Annotated in this window: 18 protein-coding genes and 1 pseudogene; 7 read left to right on the forward strand and 12 right to left on the reverse strand. The window is 49.7% G+C overall.

Going from position 1 to position 19,664, the window contains the following annotated elements; genetic code table 11:
* Positions 1-21: 21 nt before the first annotated feature.
* The 7 genes from G465_RS0106900 to ilvB form a co-directional block, all read right to left on the reverse strand.
* The gene (locus tag G465_RS0106900) at positions 22-591 is read right to left on the reverse strand and encodes an SCO family protein (protein WP_022653754.1); all 570 of its coding nucleotides are present in this window, start codon (positions 589-591) and stop codon (positions 22-24) included.
* A 112-nt stretch (positions 592-703) separates the two neighbouring features.
* A complete protein-coding gene (gene bioD, locus G465_RS0106905) occupies positions 704-1,348 on the reverse strand; it encodes a dethiobiotin synthase (RefSeq protein WP_022653755.1) in 645 nt (214 codons plus the stop codon).
* Between the two features lie 76 nt (positions 1,349-1,424).
* Positions 1,425-3,242, reverse strand: a complete 1,818-nt coding sequence (locus tag G465_RS0106910; protein WP_022653756.1) for a 2-isopropylmalate synthase — start codon at positions 3,240-3,242, stop codon at positions 1,425-1,427.
* Between the two features lie 126 nt (positions 3,243-3,368).
* Complete coding sequence (gene pssA / locus G465_RS0106915; RefSeq protein WP_027405259.1) at positions 3,369-4,151, reverse strand: CDP-diacylglycerol--serine O-phosphatidyltransferase; 783 nt, start codon at positions 4,149-4,151, stop codon at positions 3,369-3,371.
* A gap of 207 nt (positions 4,152-4,358) precedes the next feature.
* On the reverse strand, positions 4,359-5,375 hold the full coding sequence (ilvC, locus tag G465_RS0106920; protein ID WP_022653758.1) for a ketol-acid reductoisomerase: 1,017 nt from the start codon (positions 5,373-5,375) through the stop codon (positions 4,359-4,361).
* Between the two features lie 84 nt (positions 5,376-5,459).
* Positions 5,460-5,951 carry an acetolactate synthase small subunit gene (ilvN, locus tag G465_RS0106925; RefSeq protein ID WP_022653759.1) on the reverse strand — a complete coding sequence of 164 codons (492 nt, stop codon included), beginning with the start codon at positions 5,949-5,951 and terminating at the stop codon, positions 5,460-5,462.
* Between the two features lie 15 nt (positions 5,952-5,966).
* Entirely contained in the window at positions 5,967-7,727 is a 1,761-nt protein-coding gene (gene ilvB, locus G465_RS0106930; protein WP_022653760.1) for a biosynthetic-type acetolactate synthase large subunit, read from the reverse strand.
* A 484-nt stretch (positions 7,728-8,211) separates the two neighbouring features.
* Here ilvB and G465_RS0106935 point away from each other — a divergent pair, with 484 nt between their 5' ends.
* A complete protein-coding gene (locus G465_RS0106935; RefSeq protein ID WP_022653761.1) occupies positions 8,212-8,724 on the forward strand; it encodes an RDD family protein in 513 nt (170 codons plus the stop codon).
* A gap of 35 nt (positions 8,725-8,759) precedes the next feature.
* On the opposite strand, the gene G465_RS0106940 is transcribed toward G465_RS0106935, so the two are convergent.
* The gene (locus G465_RS0106940; protein ID WP_022653762.1) at positions 8,760-9,260 is read right to left on the reverse strand and encodes a hypothetical protein; all 501 of its coding nucleotides are present in this window, start codon (positions 9,258-9,260) and stop codon (positions 8,760-8,762) included.
* Between the two features lie 321 nt (positions 9,261-9,581).
* On the opposite strand from G465_RS0106940, the pseudogene G465_RS13855 reads away from it, so the two are divergent.
* Positions 9,582-9,881 (forward strand): annotated as a pseudogene (locus tag G465_RS13855) (RDD family protein); the annotation flags it as partial.
* A 27-nt stretch (positions 9,882-9,908) separates the two neighbouring features.
* On the opposite strand, the gene dut reads toward G465_RS13855, so the two are convergent.
* Together dut and coaBC are read right to left on the reverse strand one after the other, a co-directional pair.
* Complete coding sequence (dut, locus tag G465_RS0106950) at positions 9,909-10,361, reverse strand: dUTP diphosphatase (protein ID WP_022653764.1); 453 nt, start codon at positions 10,359-10,361, stop codon at positions 9,909-9,911.
* 9 nt (positions 10,362-10,370) lie between these two features.
* Complete coding sequence (coaBC, locus tag G465_RS0106955; RefSeq protein ID WP_022653765.1) at positions 10,371-11,561, reverse strand: bifunctional phosphopantothenoylcysteine decarboxylase/phosphopantothenate--cysteine ligase CoaBC; 1,191 nt, start codon at positions 11,559-11,561, stop codon at positions 10,371-10,373.
* Positions 11,562-11,816: 255 nt separating this feature from the next.
* Between coaBC and G465_RS0106960 the strand changes: the two genes are divergently transcribed.
* Both G465_RS0106960 and G465_RS13860 read left to right on the forward strand, forming a co-directional pair.
* A complete protein-coding gene (locus G465_RS0106960) occupies positions 11,817-12,938 on the forward strand; it encodes a L,D-transpeptidase Cds6 family protein (RefSeq protein ID WP_022653766.1) in 1,122 nt (373 codons plus the stop codon).
* Complete coding sequence (locus G465_RS13860; RefSeq protein ID WP_022653767.1) at positions 12,938-14,182, forward strand: L,D-transpeptidase family protein; 1,245 nt, start codon at positions 12,938-12,940, stop codon at positions 14,180-14,182. The genes G465_RS0106960 and G465_RS13860 overlap by 1 nt, the downstream gene beginning before the upstream one ends.
* A gap of 68 nt (positions 14,183-14,250) precedes the next feature.
* On the opposite strand, the gene G465_RS0106970 is transcribed toward G465_RS13860, so the two are convergent.
* Positions 14,251-14,586, reverse strand: a complete 336-nt coding sequence (locus G465_RS0106970) for a ComEA family DNA-binding protein (protein ID WP_022653768.1) — start codon at positions 14,584-14,586, stop codon at positions 14,251-14,253.
* 114 nt (positions 14,587-14,700) lie between these two features.
* On the reverse strand, positions 14,701-15,522 hold the full coding sequence (locus tag G465_RS0106975; RefSeq protein ID WP_022653769.1) for a cytochrome C assembly family protein: 822 nt from the start codon (positions 15,520-15,522) through the stop codon (positions 14,701-14,703).
* Between the two features lie 132 nt (positions 15,523-15,654).
* On the opposite strand from G465_RS0106975, the gene ffh reads away from it, so the two are divergent.
* The 3 genes from ffh to purB are packed head-to-tail and all read left to right on the forward strand — an operon-like array spanning position 15,655 to position 19,354.
* Positions 15,655-17,010: a signal recognition particle protein gene (gene ffh / locus G465_RS0106980; RefSeq protein ID WP_022653770.1), complete on the forward strand. Its 1,356-nt coding sequence runs from the start codon at positions 15,655-15,657 to the stop codon at positions 17,008-17,010.
* A gap of 4 nt (positions 17,011-17,014) precedes the next feature.
* A complete protein-coding gene (locus tag G465_RS0106985; RefSeq protein ID WP_022653771.1) occupies positions 17,015-17,944 on the forward strand; it encodes an ATP-grasp domain-containing protein in 930 nt (309 codons plus the stop codon).
* Positions 17,945-17,983: 39 nt separating this feature from the next.
* Positions 17,984-19,354 carry an adenylosuccinate lyase gene (gene purB, locus G465_RS0106990; RefSeq protein WP_027405263.1) on the forward strand — a complete coding sequence of 457 codons (1,371 nt, stop codon included), beginning with the start codon at positions 17,984-17,986 and terminating at the stop codon, positions 19,352-19,354.
* Positions 19,355-19,664: the final 310 nt, after the last annotated feature.

Below are 19,664 nucleotides of genomic sequence, written 5' to 3' on the forward strand. Positions count from 1 at the left end.
TGTGAGCTCAAAACAAGACCTTTAGCGTACCGTAAGCACCTGCTTCAGGTCATGAACCAACACATCCGCCCCGCTGCCATACGTTACATAAGAACGCAGGCGGCCTGACGGATCGTAAATATATGCACCGGCGCTGTGGTCGATGGAATAATTACCACCAGCAACATCTCCGCGTTTTTCTGCCACCACCTTAAAGGCACGGCTTACCTCAGCGATTGCTGTTGCACTTCCGGTCAATCCAATAAAGCGCGGGTGAAATGAAGTGACATAAGCTTTCATGATGTCTGGAGTATCGCGTTTAGGGTCGACTGAGACAAATAACACAGTGACCTTTTCTGCATCATTTCCTAGACGATTCATCGCTTCTGCCATTTCAGCCAAAGTCGTCGGGCAAACGTCCGGACAGTGAATATATCCGAAAAACAAAACTATTGCTTGTCCATAGAAGTCTGAAAGACGTTTGGAATTACCATTATGGTCAATTAATGTAAAATCAGCACCGATTTTAGCATTACTGACATCTGTGCCTTTCAAATTGAGTGCAGGTGTTGTGGGTTGGCACGCTGCGATACCAACTAATAGCGCAGTCATGGCAAGCCATCGACATCCTATCGCAACCCAATTTTGCACGTTTTATCCTTCAGCTTAATATATGCGCAAGCACACAAAACCGTATGATACATGGCACAGACAGCCATCGTCATTAACCTTGCTCAGACTTTGCAACAGAAAATGGGATTTCCTGCCACATTGGAACAGGTAAAGTCCGTTGTAGCGTCGCTAAATTCTCTTGATAAGCCAGTTGTTGCGGTACAACACGGTTCGCTATCCATCCTGCAAATGGCGCACCACGCTGCACAATCGCAGCGGCAGTCAAACGGGCATGATTGATACAACCCAAGCGCATACCAACCACCAATACCACCGGAATTGCCAAGGCAAGGGCTAAATCTGCCATATCCAATTCATCTGTCAAGGGTGCCAACCACCCCCCCGCACCTTCCACAACGACTACATCCGCCTGTGCAGCTAATTGTCGATAGCAATCAACTAAATGCTTGAGGTCAATTTGCACCCCCGCCTCTCGTGCCGCCAAATGTGGCGAAATCGGCGAGGGAAAACAATAGGGGTTCAGCAAAGCACGGTCGGTTTGTCCGGTGGCGGCGATTAACCGTTCAACATCATCATTGCGCCAAATACCCTGTTCATCCTGCCATGCGCCTGAGGCAACCGGCTTCATGGCCGCCACCCGCAGGCCTTGTTGTTGCCATTGTTGAATCAGTGTCACAGCAACATGAGTTTTACCAATTTCAGTATCCGTACCAGTGATGAAATAGGCTTGGTGCACAACGATTCTCCGCGTCAAGATATGCAAACAGGGCGTGGTAAACACCACGCCCTGTAGTTAGCGTACCACAGCCAAATTAAACAGCAGCGGCTTCAGACGATTTTTGTGGGTTGACTCGTTCACCTTTGCTGAGTTTGTTCAACGCAGACAAATAAGCTTTGGCACTTGCCACGATAATATCGGTATCCGCGCCTTGACCATTCACAATACGACCATCACGGGCCAAGCGCACAGTTACCTCACCTTGGCTATCGGTACCACTGGTGATTGCGTTAACCGAATACAGTTGCAACTCTGCCCCAGAGTTGGCCAGTGACTCGATCGCTTTGAACGCGGCATCCACAGGACCAGAACCAGTGGACTCAGCACGTTGTTCTTGTCCCCGTTCGTTGACAGTTAAGATAGCCAAAGGTGGCTCACCGGTTTCTGTGGCAACACGCAAAGACACCAGCTTGAAGTCCTCTTGTTGGTCGATGGTGGTGAGTTCATCACTGACCAAGGCTTGTAAATCTTCATCAAAAATCTCACGTTTGCGGTCGGCCAATTCTTTAAAGCGGGCAAACGCAGCGTTGAGTGCTTCTTCTGACTTCAGTTCCACACCCAGCTCTGCCAATTTCGTCTTAAAGGCATTACGGCCAGACAATTTGCCCAATGTCAAACGGTTGGTGCTCCAGCCGACCGACTCGGCACTCATGATTTCGTAGGTTTCGCGGTGTTTCAATACACCATCTTGGTGAATACCAGATTCATGCGAGAAGGCATTAGCGCCAACAATCGCCTTGTTGGGTTGCACCGGATACCCCGTGATGGTGGAAACCAATTTTGAAGTGGGAACAATTTGTGCAGCGTCGATGCCAGTGTGGACACCAAACACATCATGGCGAGTTTTCACTGCCATCACGATTTCTTCTAATGCCGCATTACCAGCTCGTTCACCCAAACCATTGATCGTACACTCGACCTGTCGCGCCCCGCCTTGCACCGCTGCCAAGGAGTTGGCAACCGCCATGCCCAAGTCATTGTGGCAATGCGCCGACCAAATCACCCGATCCCCACCGGGGGTTTTACTAATCAACTCACGGAAAAAGGCTTCTGTGCGTGCAGGCGTCGAATAACCCACGGTATCGGGCACATTCAAGGTCGTGGCACCTGCTTCGATCACTGCCCCAAAGACACGGGCCAGAAAGTCGATTTCAGAGCGCAATGCGTCTTCAGCAGAAAATTCGACATCGTCGGTATATTCACGGGCAATTTGCACCGCTTTCACCGCGGCTGCCACAACCTCATCTTCGGTCATGCGCAGTTTCTTTTCCATGTGAATCGGGCTGGTCGCGATAAAAGTGTGAATCCGGCCACGTGCGGCAGGCTTAATGGCTTCACCGGCGGCGCGCACGTCGCGCTCATTCGCACGCGCCAAAGAACAGACGGTGGATTGTTTAATCACCGAAGCAATTGCGTGGATCGACTCGGCATCGCCTGGGCTGGCGGCGGCAAAGCCGGCTTCGATGACATCAACGCCCAGCTTTTCCAGTTGACGGGCAATACGGATTTTTTCTTCACGGGTCATAGAAGCGCCGGGGCTTTGTTCGCCGTCACGGAGGGTGGTATCAAAGATAACCAAACGCGTATTGCTGCTCATACTAGGAATGCTCCCCAAAGTCGTGGTTGGCTGCGAAGACGTAGCCAAATACCAGTTCAAATCAAAATGTCGTCCCTGTGCTGCGGCAAGTTGGGCAAGTTTTTGTAGCTGCGGTAGCGGCAGACTGCTGCGCTCACGCCATTTGTATACCGCTGCTCGTGAAACGGCCTCGTCCGGAAAATGCTGCTGCAGCGCATCAGCAAGTTGGCTTGGGCCGCCAAAATCAGCGATAAGACGTTTAATGTCTAATTGCATGATGGTTTGCCTCATCTAATGGGGTTACAGTACGTCAAATTAGACTTTTCGTCAATTAAATTCTTGCGGAGTCGTAAAAAAACCCGCACAAGGGCGGGTTTTTTTAGATTTAATGTCTAATTTTGTCTAATCTTGTTTGTCGCTGACCTCGGGTTGATAGGGCTCGACTTTCTTGCGCCGCACCATACACCATAGGCTGTAGCCATACCCCGAGAGGCCATACAACACAAAAAAGCCGAATAACACCAGCGGGGGTTTTGAGACTAATAACAAGATGGCCAACACTAACAGCAACAATGCCATAAATGGCACTTTTTGCCGGACATTAATTTCTTTAAAACTGTAAAAGCGTGTATTGACCACCATCGATAAACCCGCAAAGGCGGTAAATCCCAAGGCCAACCACGCCAGCCAATCCACATCAACATGATATTCATGGCAAATCCACACCAAACCTGCTACTAAAGCGGCGGCAGCGGGGCTGGGTAGGCCAGTAAACCAGCGTTTATCCGCTGTCCCTACCATCGTGTTAAAACGGGCAAGCCGCAGGGCGGCACCTGCACAGTAAATAAAAGCCACCATCCAGCCCAATTTGCCCAAATCTTTTAATAGCCATTCATAAACAACGAGAGCAGGGGCCACACCAAAGCTGACCATATCGGAAAGGCTGTCAAATTCAGCGCCAAACGCGCTTTGGCTATGGGTTAAACGAGCCACCCGTCCATCTAGGCCATCTAGCACCATCGCGATAAAAATCGCCACAGCGGCCACCTCAAAGCGGTTGCTCATTGCTTGCACAATGGCATAAAAGCCTGAGAATAAAGCGGCAAGGGTGAATAAATTGGGAAGTAGGTAGATACCCTGCCGGCGCAGGGTCAGTTTTTCGGGCTTGTTGTAAGGTGCTTGCATAAGTTTCGCGGAAGGCGTAGGAAAAAATGCTGTGTCTGATGGATCAGGAAAAGTCCATAACCGTGCCACAGTCACACGCAATGTATCATCGTTTGCCGCTAAGGCGATAGCGATGTGCACGTCCTTTGCCATGCAACAAAGAAATATCAGATAGCTGCAATGACAAACGGGAGCCTAAGCTCCCGTTTCTTGCTGTCCAAACAAAGATTAGTTCTTCGATTGGTCAACCAGTTTGTTTTTCGCAATCCAAGGCATCATGGCGCGCAACTGAGCACCCACTTGTTCGATTGGATGATCAGCAGTCAAACGACGACGAGCGGTCATGCTTGGATAGTTGGTCTTGCCTTCGAGGATGAACATTTTCGCGTATTCGCCGGATTGAATGCGATACAGCGCTTTTTTCATCGCTTCTTTGGTTGCAGGGGTAATCACCTCAGGGCCAGTCACATACTCACCATACTCGGCATTATTGGAGATGGAGTAGTTCATGTTGGCGATGCCGCCTTCGTACATCAGGTCAACGATCAGCTTCAGTTCGTGCAAGCACTCGAAGTAGGCCATTTCTGGTGCATAACCAGCTTCAACCAGTGTTTCAAAGCCAGCTTTGACCAATTCCACTGCGCCACCACACAACACGGCTTGTTCGCCGAACAAGTCGGTTTCGGTTTCTTCGCGGAAGTTGGTTTCGATCACGCCGCCTTTGGTACCGCCGTTAGCAGCCGCATACGACAGAGCGATATCACGCGCTTTACCAGAGTGGTCTTGATAAACTGCGATCAAAGTTGGCACACCACCGCCTTTGACATATTCAGAACGCACAGTGTGGCCTGGGCCTTTTGGTGCCACCATGATCACATCCACATCTGCCGGTGGCACGATTTGGTTGTAATGAATGTTGAAACCGTGAGCGAATGCCAAGGCTGCGCCTTTTTTCAGGTTTGGTGCAATATCATTGCGATACACATCAGGCTGAGATTCGTCAGGCAACAGAATCATCACCACGTCGGCCTTTTTCACTGCATCAGCCACTTCTTTCACTTTATGGCCAGCGGTTTCTGCTTTTTTCCACGAGGCGCCGTCTTTACGCAGACCAACGATCACGTCCACGCCGGAATCTTTCAAGTTTTGTGCGTGGGCATGGCCTTGTGAACCGTAACCAATGATGGCCACTTTTTTGTCTTTGATGATCGACAGATCGGCGTCTTTATCGTAGTAAACCTTCATGCTATCTCCAGAGCGGGATGGGGCGCGCACAGGTTGGCGCCACATCCCAAGTGTTAAGGGGGTAAGACAAGGCAATAGTGTGCCTTAGATTTTCAAAATGCGCTCGCCACGACCAATACCCGAGGCACCGGTACGCACGGTTTCTAAAATCACGGTGCGGTCGAGTGCTTCGATAAAGGCGCCGAGTTTTTCGCTGGTGCCGGTGAGTTCGATGGTATAGGTTTTTTCCGTCACATCGATGATGCGGCCACGGAAAATATCCGCCATCCGCTTCATTTCTTCACGGTCTTTACCGGTTGCACGCACTTTAATCAGCATCATCTCGCGCTCGATGTGATCTGATTCGTTCAGATCAATCACCTTCACCACTTCAATCAGCTTGTTGAGCTGTTTGGTGATTTGTTCAATCACATCGTCAGAACCGTGAGTGACGATGGTCATGCGGCTGAGCGTCGCGTCTTCTGTGGTAGAAACGGTCAGGGAGTCGATGTTATAGCCACGAGCGGAGAACAACCCCACCACACGGGACAAGGCACCGGCTTCGTTTTCAATCAAAATGGAAAGAATGTGTCGCATAGTGAAGGCCTTTGCTTAGCACAGATTACCGTAGTCGCGGTCACCATCACCGCCACCGTTATTGCGCATATGCGGAGGCAAGTCCATTTCGTCCAACCCTTTGCCGTTACCAACCATTGGGAAGACGTTAACTTTTTGATCCGTCATAAAGTCAAAGAACACCAAACGTTCTTTGTACTTGCTGCTAAAGAATTCTTTCAACACCGGCTCAACATCGGCTGGTTTTTCAACACGAACCCCGACATGGCCATACGCTTCTGCCAACTTCACAAAGTCGGGCAGGGCATCCATGTAAGATTCCGAGTAGCGGTTGCCGTAGAAGAATTCTTGCCACTGCCGCACCATGCCTAAATAGCGATTATTCAGGTTCACAATTTTCACTGGGGTGTGATATTGCTTGCAGGTGGACAATTCTTGAATATTCATCTGAATCGAGGCTTCACCGGTAATACATGCCACGGTGGCATCAGGATTCGCCAACTGCGCCCCCATTGCAGCAGGCAAACCAAAGCCCATCGTGCCTAAACCACCGGAGTTAATCCACTGTTTTGGGCGATCAAATTTGTAGTATTGCGCAGCAAACATCTGGTGCTGACCTACGTCAGAGGTGATGATGGCTTGGCCGTTGGTCACTTCCCACAGTTTTTCTACCACATATTGTGGCTTGATAATCTCTTGGTCTTGCACATACAACAGCGAATTGGGTTTGCGCCATTCTTCAATCTGTTGCCACCACGCTTCCAAAGCGATGGAATCGATGTGGACGTTGGTTTGACGAATCAAGGCCAACATTTCATGCAGCACATCTTTCACATTGCCGACGATAGGAATATCGACTTTGACACGCTTAGCAATCGAACTCGGGTCGATATCGATATGAATGATTTTCTTAGGTACGGCCAAGAATTTTTCTGGCACCGACACCACACGATCATCAAAACGCGCACCAACGGCAATCAGCACATCACAGTTTTGCATCGCCATGTTGGCTTCATAGGTACCGTGCATCCCCAACATACCGACAAATTGACGGTCGGTAGCAGGATAGGCGCCCAAGCCCATCAAGGTGTTGGTACAAGGTGCATTCAACAGGCGCACTAAGTCGCGGACTTCTTCGCACGCATCAGCCAATACCGCACCACCACCCACATAGATAAATGGACGTTTGGCTTCGCTGATTAAGCTGACTGCTTTGCGAATTTGGCCGGGATGACCACGACCAGCGGGAACGTAAGAACGAATGCTGACTGATTCTGGATAGTTGAACTCAGTCATCGCCTGAGTCACATCTTTTGGAATATCAATCACCACCGGACCAGGACGGCCGGTTTGCGCGATATAGAAAGCCTTTTTAAAGGTTTCTGCCAATTCATTGACATCACGCACTAAGAAATTGTGTTTGACGCATGGACGGGTAATCCCAACCATGTCCACTTCTTGGAAGGCATCTAAACCAATCGCGGGAGTGGCCACTTGGCCGGAAATCACCACCATCGGAATCGAGTCTAAATAAGCTGTTGCAATCCCTGTGACCGCATTTGTCGCACCTGGGCCTGAGGTGACCAGCGCAACCCCAACCTTTTTGCTGGAACGCGAATACCCATCGGCAGCATGGACAGCTGCCTGTTCATGCCGAACCAACACATGCTTGAATTTATCTTGTTGGAAAATCGCGTCATAAATTTCCAGCACTGCGCCGCCTGGGTAGCCGAAAACAAATTCGACGCCCTCTTCTTGAAGGCAGCGCGCAACGATTTCCGCGCCCGAGATCTTCATGATGTATACGTGAAACCACAGTCTAGTGAGACTGGGGAGGCGAGACGCAGACCGTATATTGCCTGTGCCTTGGCCGATAATGCCTCTGTCACGTTTTCCTTTCGTCTTTGGCCAAAGGGTTAATCCGAATAGTCAAGAAGTGTGCGGCATTTCACCGCGCTGGACGATATTGGTCGTCTACAAGATTCGCACGTGCCGGTTAGGGGCGAATATAGGTGGGTCAACCGAACAGGGGTCGGGTCGCGTCCACAGCCCTGATGGGGCCGTGGCGGATTGACGCCAGCCTTGAGATTGGGTAGTCCACAGATTCTATCTGCTGCGGACAGGCGAAGGTAGCCTATATGACAAAACTCGGTCAAGATTTTTGTGCGCGTGCAGCATCAAAATCTGTTCTGGCATCGGGCGAATAGATTGCACCGCGAGTTTTTGCAAACCCCGTTAAAATGCGACCTTCTTTTTTATAAGCCGATTTGAAAGTAGGGCAATGGAACAAAACATCACCATGGCAGGAATCTGGCGGCGGTTGGGCAGTCTGCTGTATGAAGTGCTGCTGTTATCAGCATTGATTTTATTTGCGGGGGTGGCTTTTCAACCGTTGTTTGCTTGGTTAGGTCAAGAGACTTGGTTGGAATGGGTGTTTCGACTGTACTTATTAGCCGTGTTGTATGGCTATTTTACTTGGTGCTGGCGTCGTGGCGGGCAGACCCTTGCCATGAAGACATGGCGTTTACGATTACAGCGACAAGACGGCTATCCCATCGATATCAAAACAGCCGGCCTCCGCTTTGCAATTGCAGCGATTTTATTGATTGGAATTCCGGCGATATCGTATTTAGGTTGGAAAGCACGATTGCCGTTTAAGTCAGCCGTGTTTGCTGCATTGAGTTGGTGGGCGTTGCCCTATTTATGGAGTGTATGGGACAAAGACAGACTGTTTTTGCATGATCGTTTGGCCGGAACCGTACAGATGTACGAGCCCCGACCACCCCGAACATGATTCATACAGCTAATCAAAGAAATCTATAAGGAATTTTAGGTGCGATATGACCGTTGCTCTGTCATAAGTTCACCAAGTGTTGGGGCTTTTTCATTCAGGCCATAAGAGGTATGAACGGTATGGCTACCTAAGGCCCGAATAAGTGCTTGGCGCATGGTCATCAAGTATTCATTTGGACTTAACTTTTGGCTCTGATCTGCCAATTTTTGAATGTTGAAATTAAGGCTGCCATGCCATTCTGTGCTACCGTCCTTAAACAAAATAGCCACTATTTTTCCACCTTGACGAAAAACCGTATCAGCTTCTTGTTTTAGCTGTTGTTGAAAATGAACTTGCCGGTTTTGGTCGTGAGTACCGGCAAGGAGCTTTTCAACACTCTTTAACTTTTCTGCAAAATCAAAGTCGTTGTGCTGCTTAATGTACTCTTCAGTCTTCCACAACAACTTTTCAGGGCTAGTTGAACCATCCATACGCTTAAAAGGTGAGTGTATGAGATGGCTAAAGTCACCTCTCTGACTTGATGAAGAAATTTTCATAGTGATCTCCAGAAACAAAGGTTTTACGGCTATCTACAATCTACACATCACAAAAATCACCGTGGACAACATCATCACCTCCAAGAGCCAAGTAAGAGTGTGCAATTCAATTTCATCAACTCCCATTTAATCCGGCTTTTGAAATTATTTTTGCTCTACTCGCACGGGGCATCTCAACTCGCTTAGAATACATAAACAAAACAAAAAAACCATTGTTATTTTTACCTTAAAAATTTAAACTTTGTTGATTTTAATATTTTTCGAAAAAATTTATCCCAAAAGTGTTTTTTCGGCAGGCGCTAGCGTCGTAGCGGGCAGACCCTTGCTATGAAGACATGGCGTTTACGATTACAGCGACAAGACGGCTATCCCATCGATATCAAAACAGCTGGCCTCCGCTTTGCAATTGCAGCGATTTTATTGATTGGAATTCCGGCGATATCGTATTTAGGCTGGAAAGCACGATTGCCATTTAAGTCGGCCGTATTTGCTGCATTAAGTTGGTGGGCATTGCCCTATTTGTGGAGTGTGTGGGACAAAGACAGACTGTTTTTGCATGATCGGTTGGCCGGCACTGTACAAATGTACGAGCCCCGCCCACCCCGACCTCCACGGCGTTAAGACTTAAACGCCATGCTTAACCATTTTTTAATGGCTGCCAGTCGAACCAAAACCGCCTTCACCTCGGTCGCTGGTAGCAAAGTCATCCACCAGCCGGAACTGTGCTTGCATCACCGGCACAATCACCAACTGCGCAATCCGTTCTAATACTTGAATGGTGTACGGTGCCGAACCTCGGTTCCACACCGACACCATCAATTGCCCCTGATAATCAGAGTCGATCAACCCGACCAAGTTACCTAAAACAATCCCGTGCTTATGTCCCAAACCCGAGCGCGGCAAAATCATGGCGGCGTATCCTGGATCGGCCAAATGAATCGCCATCCCAGTCGGGATTAACGCTGTCGCACCGGCGGCTAATTCCAAAGGTTGTTCGAGGGCAGCGCGTAAATCCAGACCTGCGGCACCTGCGGTTGCATAAGCCGGAGGGGTATCGTGTAAACGTGGATCTAAAATTTTGACATCGACTTCTAAAGTCATCGTGTTTCCTTAATGTTGGGAAGCGGTCGCTAACATCTGGGCAATATGCTGCACAATCGCCCATGCCACCGCTGATTTTTCCATTCGTGGCATCGGATGTTGGCCAGCATCATCCAATAGCACAATTTCATTATCATCCGCCCCCATCGCTGCTTGCGCTAAATTGGCTACCAACAATGGCAGTTTTTTACGTTGCCGTTTCGCTTCGGCGAATTCCAAGACATTGCGGCTTTCTGCAGCAAACCCTACGCAAAAAGGCGCATCGGCGCGGGCGGCGATAGTGGCTAAAATATCCGGATTTTCAAGCAAACTCAGCGTGGGTACGCCTTCATGCTGTTTCTTGATTTTGTGCTCGTGGTATTCGGCTGGGCGATAATCGGCAACCGCCGCCACCGAAATAAACACATCTTGCCCAGATAACGACTGCTCCACTGCGGCTAACATCTCACGCGCTTGTCGGACAGCAAGCGTATGCACCCCAACGGGCTCGGTTAACGCTGTTGGGCCAGACACTAATGTGACTTCGGCCCCCGCATCACGACAGGCACGCGCCAAGGCATACCCCATCTTACCGGAGCTGATATTGGTAATGCCGCGCACAGGGTCGATTGGTTCAAAAGTTGGACCAGCGGTTAATAACACCTTTTTTCCCGCCAAGATTTTAGGTTGATGACAACCTTGCAACAGATCGAACAGCTGGGCGGCTTCTAACATACGCCCATCCCCCACTTCACCGCAGGCTTGTTCACCATGAGCAGGACCAAACACTTGCACGCCATCTGCTCGTAACTGTTGCACATTACGTTGATTGGGTGGGTTTTCCCACATCTGACGGTTCATTGCCGGTGCCACAACCAATGGGCAAGTGCGCGCCGCCGCCAGTGTCGAAATCAAATCATCACAGCGTCCCTGTGCCAAACGCGCTAAACAATCAGCAGTGGCCGGTGCAATTAAAAACACATCGGCTTGGCGACTCAGCTCAATATGGGCCATTGCATTCTCTGGCCGTGCATCCCATACATCGGTAAAGACCGGATGTCCCGACAATGCTTGAAAAGTGGTTGGGCTGATAAAATGGGTTGCCGCCTCGCTCATCACTACTCGGACCTGATGCCCTGCCTTCACTAATAAGCGCACCAACTCACAGCTTTTATAAGCGGCAATTCCGCCGGTCACACCAATCAAATAAGACCTTGCCATATTGCACTCCTATTTCTGACATCAAAAAGAAGTCGATTCTAACGCAGCTATTTTGTGCTGATGAGGACTATTGATTTTGTATATCCAATCACCAAATCTATTATTTGGCATCATCCGTTTGAATTGATGTGGTGATTGTCTTAACTTTATTGGTACAATTAAAAAGTTTGCGCTATTGCGCTTTAAGGCCTGTGATTTCTCATGATTGTGATGCGTCGAATTTCTCTGTCTCTGGGTATAGCGGCTACGGCTCTGATGCTCTGTGTCACGCCTGCGCATGCTGATGAATCAGCAGAAATTGATAAATTGTTGCGGCAGGGGCAAACCGCTCAAGCATTACAACGCGCTAATCAATGGCTGACACAACATCCAAAAGATTTAAAAGTTCGTTTTCGTAGGGGTGTTATTTTAGCCGACCAAGGCCGCTTAAATGAGGCGATTGTGCAATTTGCTGAATTAAGCCGCGATCATCCTAACTTGGCCGAGGCACGCAATAATTTAGCCGTGTTGTATGCCGCACGTGGTGAATTTGATAAAGCACAACGCGAATTAGAACAAGCTATTGCCTCTCATCCCGCCTATGCCACAGCACACCGTAATTTAGGCGAGCTCTATGAACGGATGGCTAAACAGGCTTACGATAAGGCGTTAAACCTCAATAAAACAGCCCCCTCAGCCACAGAAAATAATTTATCGCGGTTGGCATTGATGCGTGGGTTGGCCAGTGAAAGCACCTCTCCACAAATCGCACGTTTGGCCGCTGCCACGCCAACACCTGCCGCCACTCCACCAGCGAATAAAACTGTTGTAACACCGCCCCCGATCACCACGCCGAGTACAACGGTCAATAATCTGGCGCCATTACTGAAATCACCGCCTGCCCCACCTGCCACGGCAAAAACTGAAGCGCCTGCAGTAAAAGCAGAACCTGCGAAGACCGAACCTGCCAAAGTTGAACCTAAACCCACAGCAGCCACAGCAGTAAAACCGAGTGCAGAACCTGCTACTCCACCCGTAAATCCCGCACAGCAAGCAGAAGAGCAAGCTGCGATTGCTGCATTAAAAGCATGGGCAGACGCATGGGCGGCAAAAGATGTGAATCGTTATTTAACTTTCTATGCCCCAGCGTTCCGTACGCCTAAAGGTGAAAGTCGTTCGGCATGGGAGGCCAGTCGGCGGGTAAGAATTGATAAACCAGGGCAAATAGAAGTTGAAATTTTGCAACCTGTCGCGAAAACTATTGCAAAAGACCAAGTTGAAATTCGTTTCCGTCAACGCTATCGCTCATCCACTTTCTCTGCCAACAGTGCAAAATCGGTGCTGATGACTCGTCAGGCTGGCAAATGGCAGATTCTTGAAGAATCCGTAGGACGCTAATGCTGAGAGTTGCCCCTTTTATCCGTTTCTTTGTCTTGTTGTGGATTGCGGTTTTTGCTGCACCGGTTGGCTCGATGAGCGCGTTGCCGATGGATGTGATCCGCACCATACGCGAAGAACCCAACTTGCAAGGCGAAGGTAGCTCGAGCAATCTCGAAGCGCTGGTGGTGCAAAGCCTAAAATCGATTCGCCAGCAACGGTTTGATGATGCCCTCGATCTGATTGATCGGGCGTTAGATATCAATCCTTCCTTCCGCTTGGCGCAAATGATTAAGGGAGATTTGCTGCTGGCGCGGGCACGCCCATTAGAAAGTCTGGGAAATGTCAGTGATGCCCCTCCCGAGGCAGTCGAAGACTTGCGGCGCGAGGCGTTTGTGCGCTTGGCGCGTTACGAAGCGCCACCACCGGTCAATCTAGTGCCTGATGCCCTGCTAGAACTATCGCCCCAACAAAAATATGCGGTTTTGGTTGATACCGGTCGCTCGCGGGTGTACCTGTTTGAAAACCGTGATGGCAACCCACGCTATATCAGTGATTACTACGTTACCATCGGTAAGTTAGGGACAGAAAAACAAAAAGAGGGCGATAAACGCACGCCTCTGGGGGTTTACCATGTGACCCGCAGTCTTGATCCCGATACCCTGCCTGATCTGTATGGCGATGGTGCGTATCCCATCAACTACCCCAATGCCCTCGATCGCAAATTTGGCCGCACTGGTTATGGGATTTGGTTGCATGGTTCGCCCAGCGACACCTATAGCCGCCCGCCACAAGCCAGTGATGGCTGCGTTGTCCTAACCAATCCTGACATCGTGGACTTAGGAAAACGCATCCAAGTTGGCTTTACGCCGGTGGTGATTGCGCCGAAGGTCAATTGGGTCAAAATGTCCGAACGCGAGATTTTGCGCCGCGAGTTACAAGAGGAAATTGAAACATGGCGGCAAGATTGGGAAAGCCGTGATATGGGGCGTTATTTGTCGCATTATGCCGACCAGTTCTGGAGTGATGATGGCAATTTCAGCCAATGGCGTGAACAAAAACAACGGGTCAATCAAGGGAAATCGTGGGTAAAAGTTGAGTTAAGTAATCTCAGTATCCTGCGCTATCCCGCCGCACAACCGATGGTGGAAGTCAGCTTTGACCAAAATTATCAAAGTAACAACCTCAAACAAGTGATTCGTAAACGGCAATATTGGGTGAAACAAGACCAAGATTGGAAAATTGTGTACGAAGGCGCCGGTTAATAAATTGTTGCGCTAAACAAAAAACGGCCCGCCACCGCGAGCCGTTTTTTTATGCCGAATTGTGAGGCCTATTTTTTCACCGGTGCTTGTGCTGCAGCAGGTGTTGCCGCCGGCGCGGCGGCGGCGGGTTTAACCGCGGCAGGGGCGGTGGCCGGTTTGCCCACTGACAGTTCAGCCTTCATTTTCTCGACTGATTTTTTGCCAAAGCCATCGACCTTTTCCAAATCTTCCAAGCTTTTGAAAGGGCCATTTTTGCTGCGGTAGTCAATAATCGCTTTTGCTTTTGCCGGCCCAATCCCTGTTACGCTTTCTAACTGGGCTTGGTTGGCAGTGTTGAGGTCAACGGCAGCCCAAGCTGACTGAAAAGCACATGCGGCAACCAGCATCAGAAACCATTTTTTCACGATTTACTCCTCGAAAACGCTATTCATAAACTGAACAGTGGACAAATGGGATGAACAAAACAACATATCATGCCCAAGGCGTAATTTAGCCTGTGGGGTGATGTTTTGCAATCCTTATTGCATGAAAAATTCCAAAACAATCTTTGAGCCAATGTAACCCAGCAACAAGACAACACTGCCACCAAGGGTCCATTGCGCGGCATAACGACCACGCCAGCCATAACGCAAACGGCCTGCCAACAGCGTGGCAAAGGTTAACCACGCACACAATGACAAAACGTTTTTATGATTGAATGTAAAAGGGCGGTGGAAAATATGTTCAGAAAACAACGCACCGGATAACACAGTCAAACTTAATAAGAAAAAGCCACTCCACAAGACACGAAATAACAGTTTTTCGAGTGTTAATAGCGGTGGCACATGTTGTAAAAACCGCATACCGCGTTTTTGATGCAATAGCCGTTCTACCGTCAACATCAACACAGCTAACAGCGTGGCAAGTGTAAACAAGCTATAGGCAAATAGCGCCACTAACACATGCAGAGCAAAAGGCAGCGAGGGGGTGAGGTGAGGAAGTGGCGCCGCCGGTAGGATAATCCCCAACAACACACCAAGGGCAGCGGATAGGAATAACAGAATCTGCACCCCTTCAAGGCGGTGGAAAAATGCCGTTACCCAATAAATCAATACCACTAACCACATCACTAATGAAATCGACTGACCCACGCCAAGGTGCATCCACCAACTTTCATCCCCTGCACCAAGACTGAGGGCATGACTGAACAGGGCTGCCGCTAAAGTCGTTTGTTCTGCCAATCGCATGCTGGCGGTTAGCGGTTGGCGTTGTCCTTGCCAGCGGACAAAAAAGTAGCGGCTCATTAAGAGATATAACAAGGCTGCCGCAGCAGCCAACAAGGTAAAAGCAGAAAAAGGCATAGTGACAACCAGCAGCCAGCCAACTGCGCGCGGTGAAATGCGGCGGCATTTTGGCCTATGGGTTAAAATAGAAACTTTGCCAAGTCTATACCAAACCCTTCTGGCGTTGGCATCTCACGAAGGACATTCCCGATGCTCGACAATCTGACAAACCGACTTTCCGGCGTCATTAAAACGTTACGAGGCCATGCGCGCCTTACCGAAGACAATATCGCCGATGCCATGCGTGAAGTCCGCATGGCGCTTTTAGAAGCCGATGTTGCCTTACCCGTAGTGAAAAATTTTGTTGCCAGCGTAAAAGAACGCGCACTGGGTCAGGAGGTGATGGGGAGCCTGACACCGGGTCAAGCCATTATCGGCGTGGTGCATGAAGAGCTGGTCAAATTGATGGGGGCACAAAACGATGCCCTAAATTTGGCGGCTGTCCCACCGGCAATTGTCTTGATGGCAGGTTTACAAGGCGCAGGTAAAACCACCACCGTCGGTAAACTTGCCAAATTACTAAAAGAAAAACACAAGAAAAAAGTATTGGTGGTGTCGGCTGACGTCTATCGCCCAGCGGCGATTGAACAGTTACAAACCCTCGCCAAACAGCTTGATGTTGAGTTTTTCCCCTCCGATCCAAGCCAAAAACCGGTGGCAATTGCGCTGGCGGCAGTCGATCATGCCAAGCGTCATTTCTTCGATGTCCTGTTAGTCGATACCGCTGGCCGCTTGGCGATTGATGCGGCGATGATGGAGGAAATCAAAGCCTTGCATGCTGCGGTGAAACCGGTGGAAACCCTGTTTGTGGTCGATGCCATGCAGGGGCAAGATGCTGTCAATACCGCACAGGCATTTAACGAAGCCTTACCTCTGACCGGTGTGGTGTTGACCAAACTCGATGGTGACTCGCGTGGTGGGGCGGCGCTCTCGGTGCGCCATGTCACCGGCAAGCCGATTAAATTTATTGGCGTTGGCGAAAAATTAACCGGTTTAGAACCCTTCCATCCAGAACGGATGGCTAGCCGTATTTTGGGCATGGGCGATGTGCTGTCGCTGATCGAAGACGTGCAAAAAGGCATGGATCAGGCCGAAGCACTCAAGATGGCGAAGAAACTGAAGTCGGGTAAGGGCTTTGACCTTGAAGACTTCAAAGCCCAAATTCAACAGATGCGAAAAATGGGCGGCATGGTCAGTCTGATGGAAAAAATGCCTGGTCAGTTAGGTCAACTCGCCAAGGGGGTGCAAGGGGCAGACGCAGATAAAGCCGTCAATCGTATCGAGGGCATTATCAATTCGATGACGCCGCAAGAACGTGCTAAACCCGATTTAATTAAGGCCAGCCGTAAACGCCGGATTGCCGCAGGCAGTGGGGTAACCGTGCAAGAGGTCAACCGTTTGTTAAAGCAGTTTGAAGAAACCCAAAAAATGATGAAGCAGTTTACTGCCAAAGGCGGTATTTCTAAGTTAATGCGTGGAATGAAAGGCATGCTGCCAGGCATGTAAGGCGATGAATTCATCTGTTGTAAAGACCCATCCAGCGTGGGATGTGGTGGTATTGACCGAAGCGCGCTATCTGGTTGAAGACGAAAACGATTGGTATAGCCGCCAACTCCATGCCGAAGATCGCTATGTTGTAGAAGCGTTGCAGGCATTAGGGCTGCGCGTAGTGCGGCGTGATTGGGCGGACCCTGCGAATACCTCAGGGGATGCACAAAGTTTGTTATTCCGTAGCACATGGGATTACTTCGACCGTTTTACGACCTTCTCCCCGTGGCTGGAACAGGTATCCCAACAATGCCAGCTGTTTAATCCAGCACCGTTGCTGCGTTGGAATGTGGACAAACACTATTTGGCCCATTTGCAAACCGCTGGGGTGCGGATTGTCCCGACTCATTTTATCGAAGTCGGCGACCCACACACCCTAGCCGATCAGTTGGCCCTGTTTGACGATGAGCAATGGATTCTCAAACCGGCGGTGTCGGGGGCGGCGCGGCATACCTATCGCTTTCACCGCCACCAAGTCGCCGATTACCAAGCGATTTATGCTGAATTGATTGCACATGAAAGCCTGCTGTTACAGCCGTTCCAACAGGCGATCACCGAGCAAGGCGAACTCTCTATCATCGTGATTGATGGCAAGGTTACCCATGCCATTCGTAAAACCGCCAAGGCCGGTGATTTTCGAGTACAAGACGATCACGGTGGTACGGTGCATGCCCACGAGGCGACGGCAGAGGAAATTGCCTTTGCGCAAGCTGCTGTAGCTGCCGTGCCGTTTGATGTGGTGTATGCGCGGGTTGATGTGATTCGCGATAACCAAGGCCAGTTGGCGGTGATGGAACTGGAGATGGTCGAGCCGGAGTTATTCTTCCGCTATTGCCCTGCCGCGGCTGAACATCTGGCTCGGGCCGTACACCGCCGTTTGCAAGCGATGTAAGACGTTATTTTTTCTTTTGATAAAAAGTCGATTCTAATGATGACTCCTCATACTTTAACTGCGCTTTCTCCTCTTGATGGTCGTTATGCCGCGAGCGGTGAGGCGTTGCGCCCTATTTTCAGTGAATATGGCCTGATGAAATTCCGCGTCCAAGTGGAGTTGGAATGGCTGAAAATGTTGGCTGCCGAACCTGCCATCACCGAGATTGCACCGTTCTCGGCCGAAACACTGCAAGAAATTGATGCTTTGATTGCTGGCTTTAGCGTCGCCCATGCCGAGGCAGTGAAGGCGATTGAAGCGCGGACTAACCACGATGTGAAAGCCATTGAGTATTGGCTGAAAGAACGTCTGTCAGGTAACCCCGAAGTGGTCGCTGCCAGTGAATTCATTCACTTCGCTTGTACCTCGGAAGATATCAACAATCTGTCGCATGGTTTGATGTTAAAAGCGGCGCGTGATGAAGTGGTGCTGCCAACACTTGATGCAACAATTAGCAAATTAACCGAACTGGCCCATCAATTTGCCGAAGTGCCGATGATGGCACGCACCCACGGTCAACCTGCCACGCCTTCGACCATGGGCAAAGAATTAGCGAATGTGGTGTATCGCTTACAGCGTCAACGCCAGCAAATTGCCCAACAAGACATGCTCGGCAAAATCAACGGCGCGGTGGGTAACTTTAACGCCCACTTGGTGGCCTATCCTGATGTGGCATGGGAAGGTTTAGCCAAACGCTTTGTTGAAGGTTTAGGTTTAACCTACAATCCTTACACCATTCAAATTGAACCTCACGACTATATGGCCGAGTTTTTCCATTCATTGTCGCGGGTGAACACGATTTTGATTGATTTGGCGCGTGATATTTGGGGTTATATTTCCCTCGGCTACTTCAAACAGAAAGTGGTTGCTGGCGAAGTGGGTAGCTCGACCATGCCACACAAAGTCAATCCAATCGATTTTGAGAATGCCGAAGGCAATTTTGGTTTGGCGAATGCGCTGTTGCTGCATTTGGCAGAAAAATTACCTATCAGCCGTTGGCAGCGTGATTTAACCGACTCAACTGTGTTACGCAATATGGGCGTTGCCGTGGGTTATGGCGCACTGGGTTTTAAAGCGTTGATGCGTGGTTTGAATAAGCTCGAGATTAACCCACCCGCTTTGGCGGCGGATCTCAATCAGGCTTGGGAGCTATTAGCTGAGCCAATTCAAACTGTTATGCGTCGCTATGGGGTAGAAAACCCTTACGAGCAATTAAAAGAATTAACCCGTGGTCGCGATGGCATTACCCAACAAACGTTGGCAAGTTTTATCCAAAGTCTGGCCATTCCCGAGGCAGAAAAACAGCGTTTGTTAGCGTTGTCTCCTGCTGAATATTTGGGAAAAGCGACAGAATTGGCACGCCGCATTTGATTTGCTTTTTGTTTCAAAGTAAAAAAACCGCCGTCAAAGGCGGTTTTTTCATTGTCTTGCAATGCACAATACCGCTAATCTCTCCCCTTATTTTAGAGGCTTGTACGCTGTAAACAACCCGCGACTGAAGTCGCAGGCTTTATCGTAGGACGAGACAATGTCTATCCCCGACATTAGGCCGGTTTACAACAGCCCTTGGCGAGACGGCCGTCTCGCCAATCCACCGATATTAGCGCCTCGGTGGAGAACGGCTACAGATCCTGTGCTCCCACCGCTTTGCGGTAACCTGGGATGCCGGCCACCGAAAACT

Origin of the sequence: Aquaspirillum serpens DSM 68 (assembly GCF_000420525.1) — a bacterium.
Lineage (GTDB): Bacteria > Pseudomonadota > Gammaproteobacteria > Burkholderiales > Aquaspirillaceae > Aquaspirillum > Aquaspirillum serpens.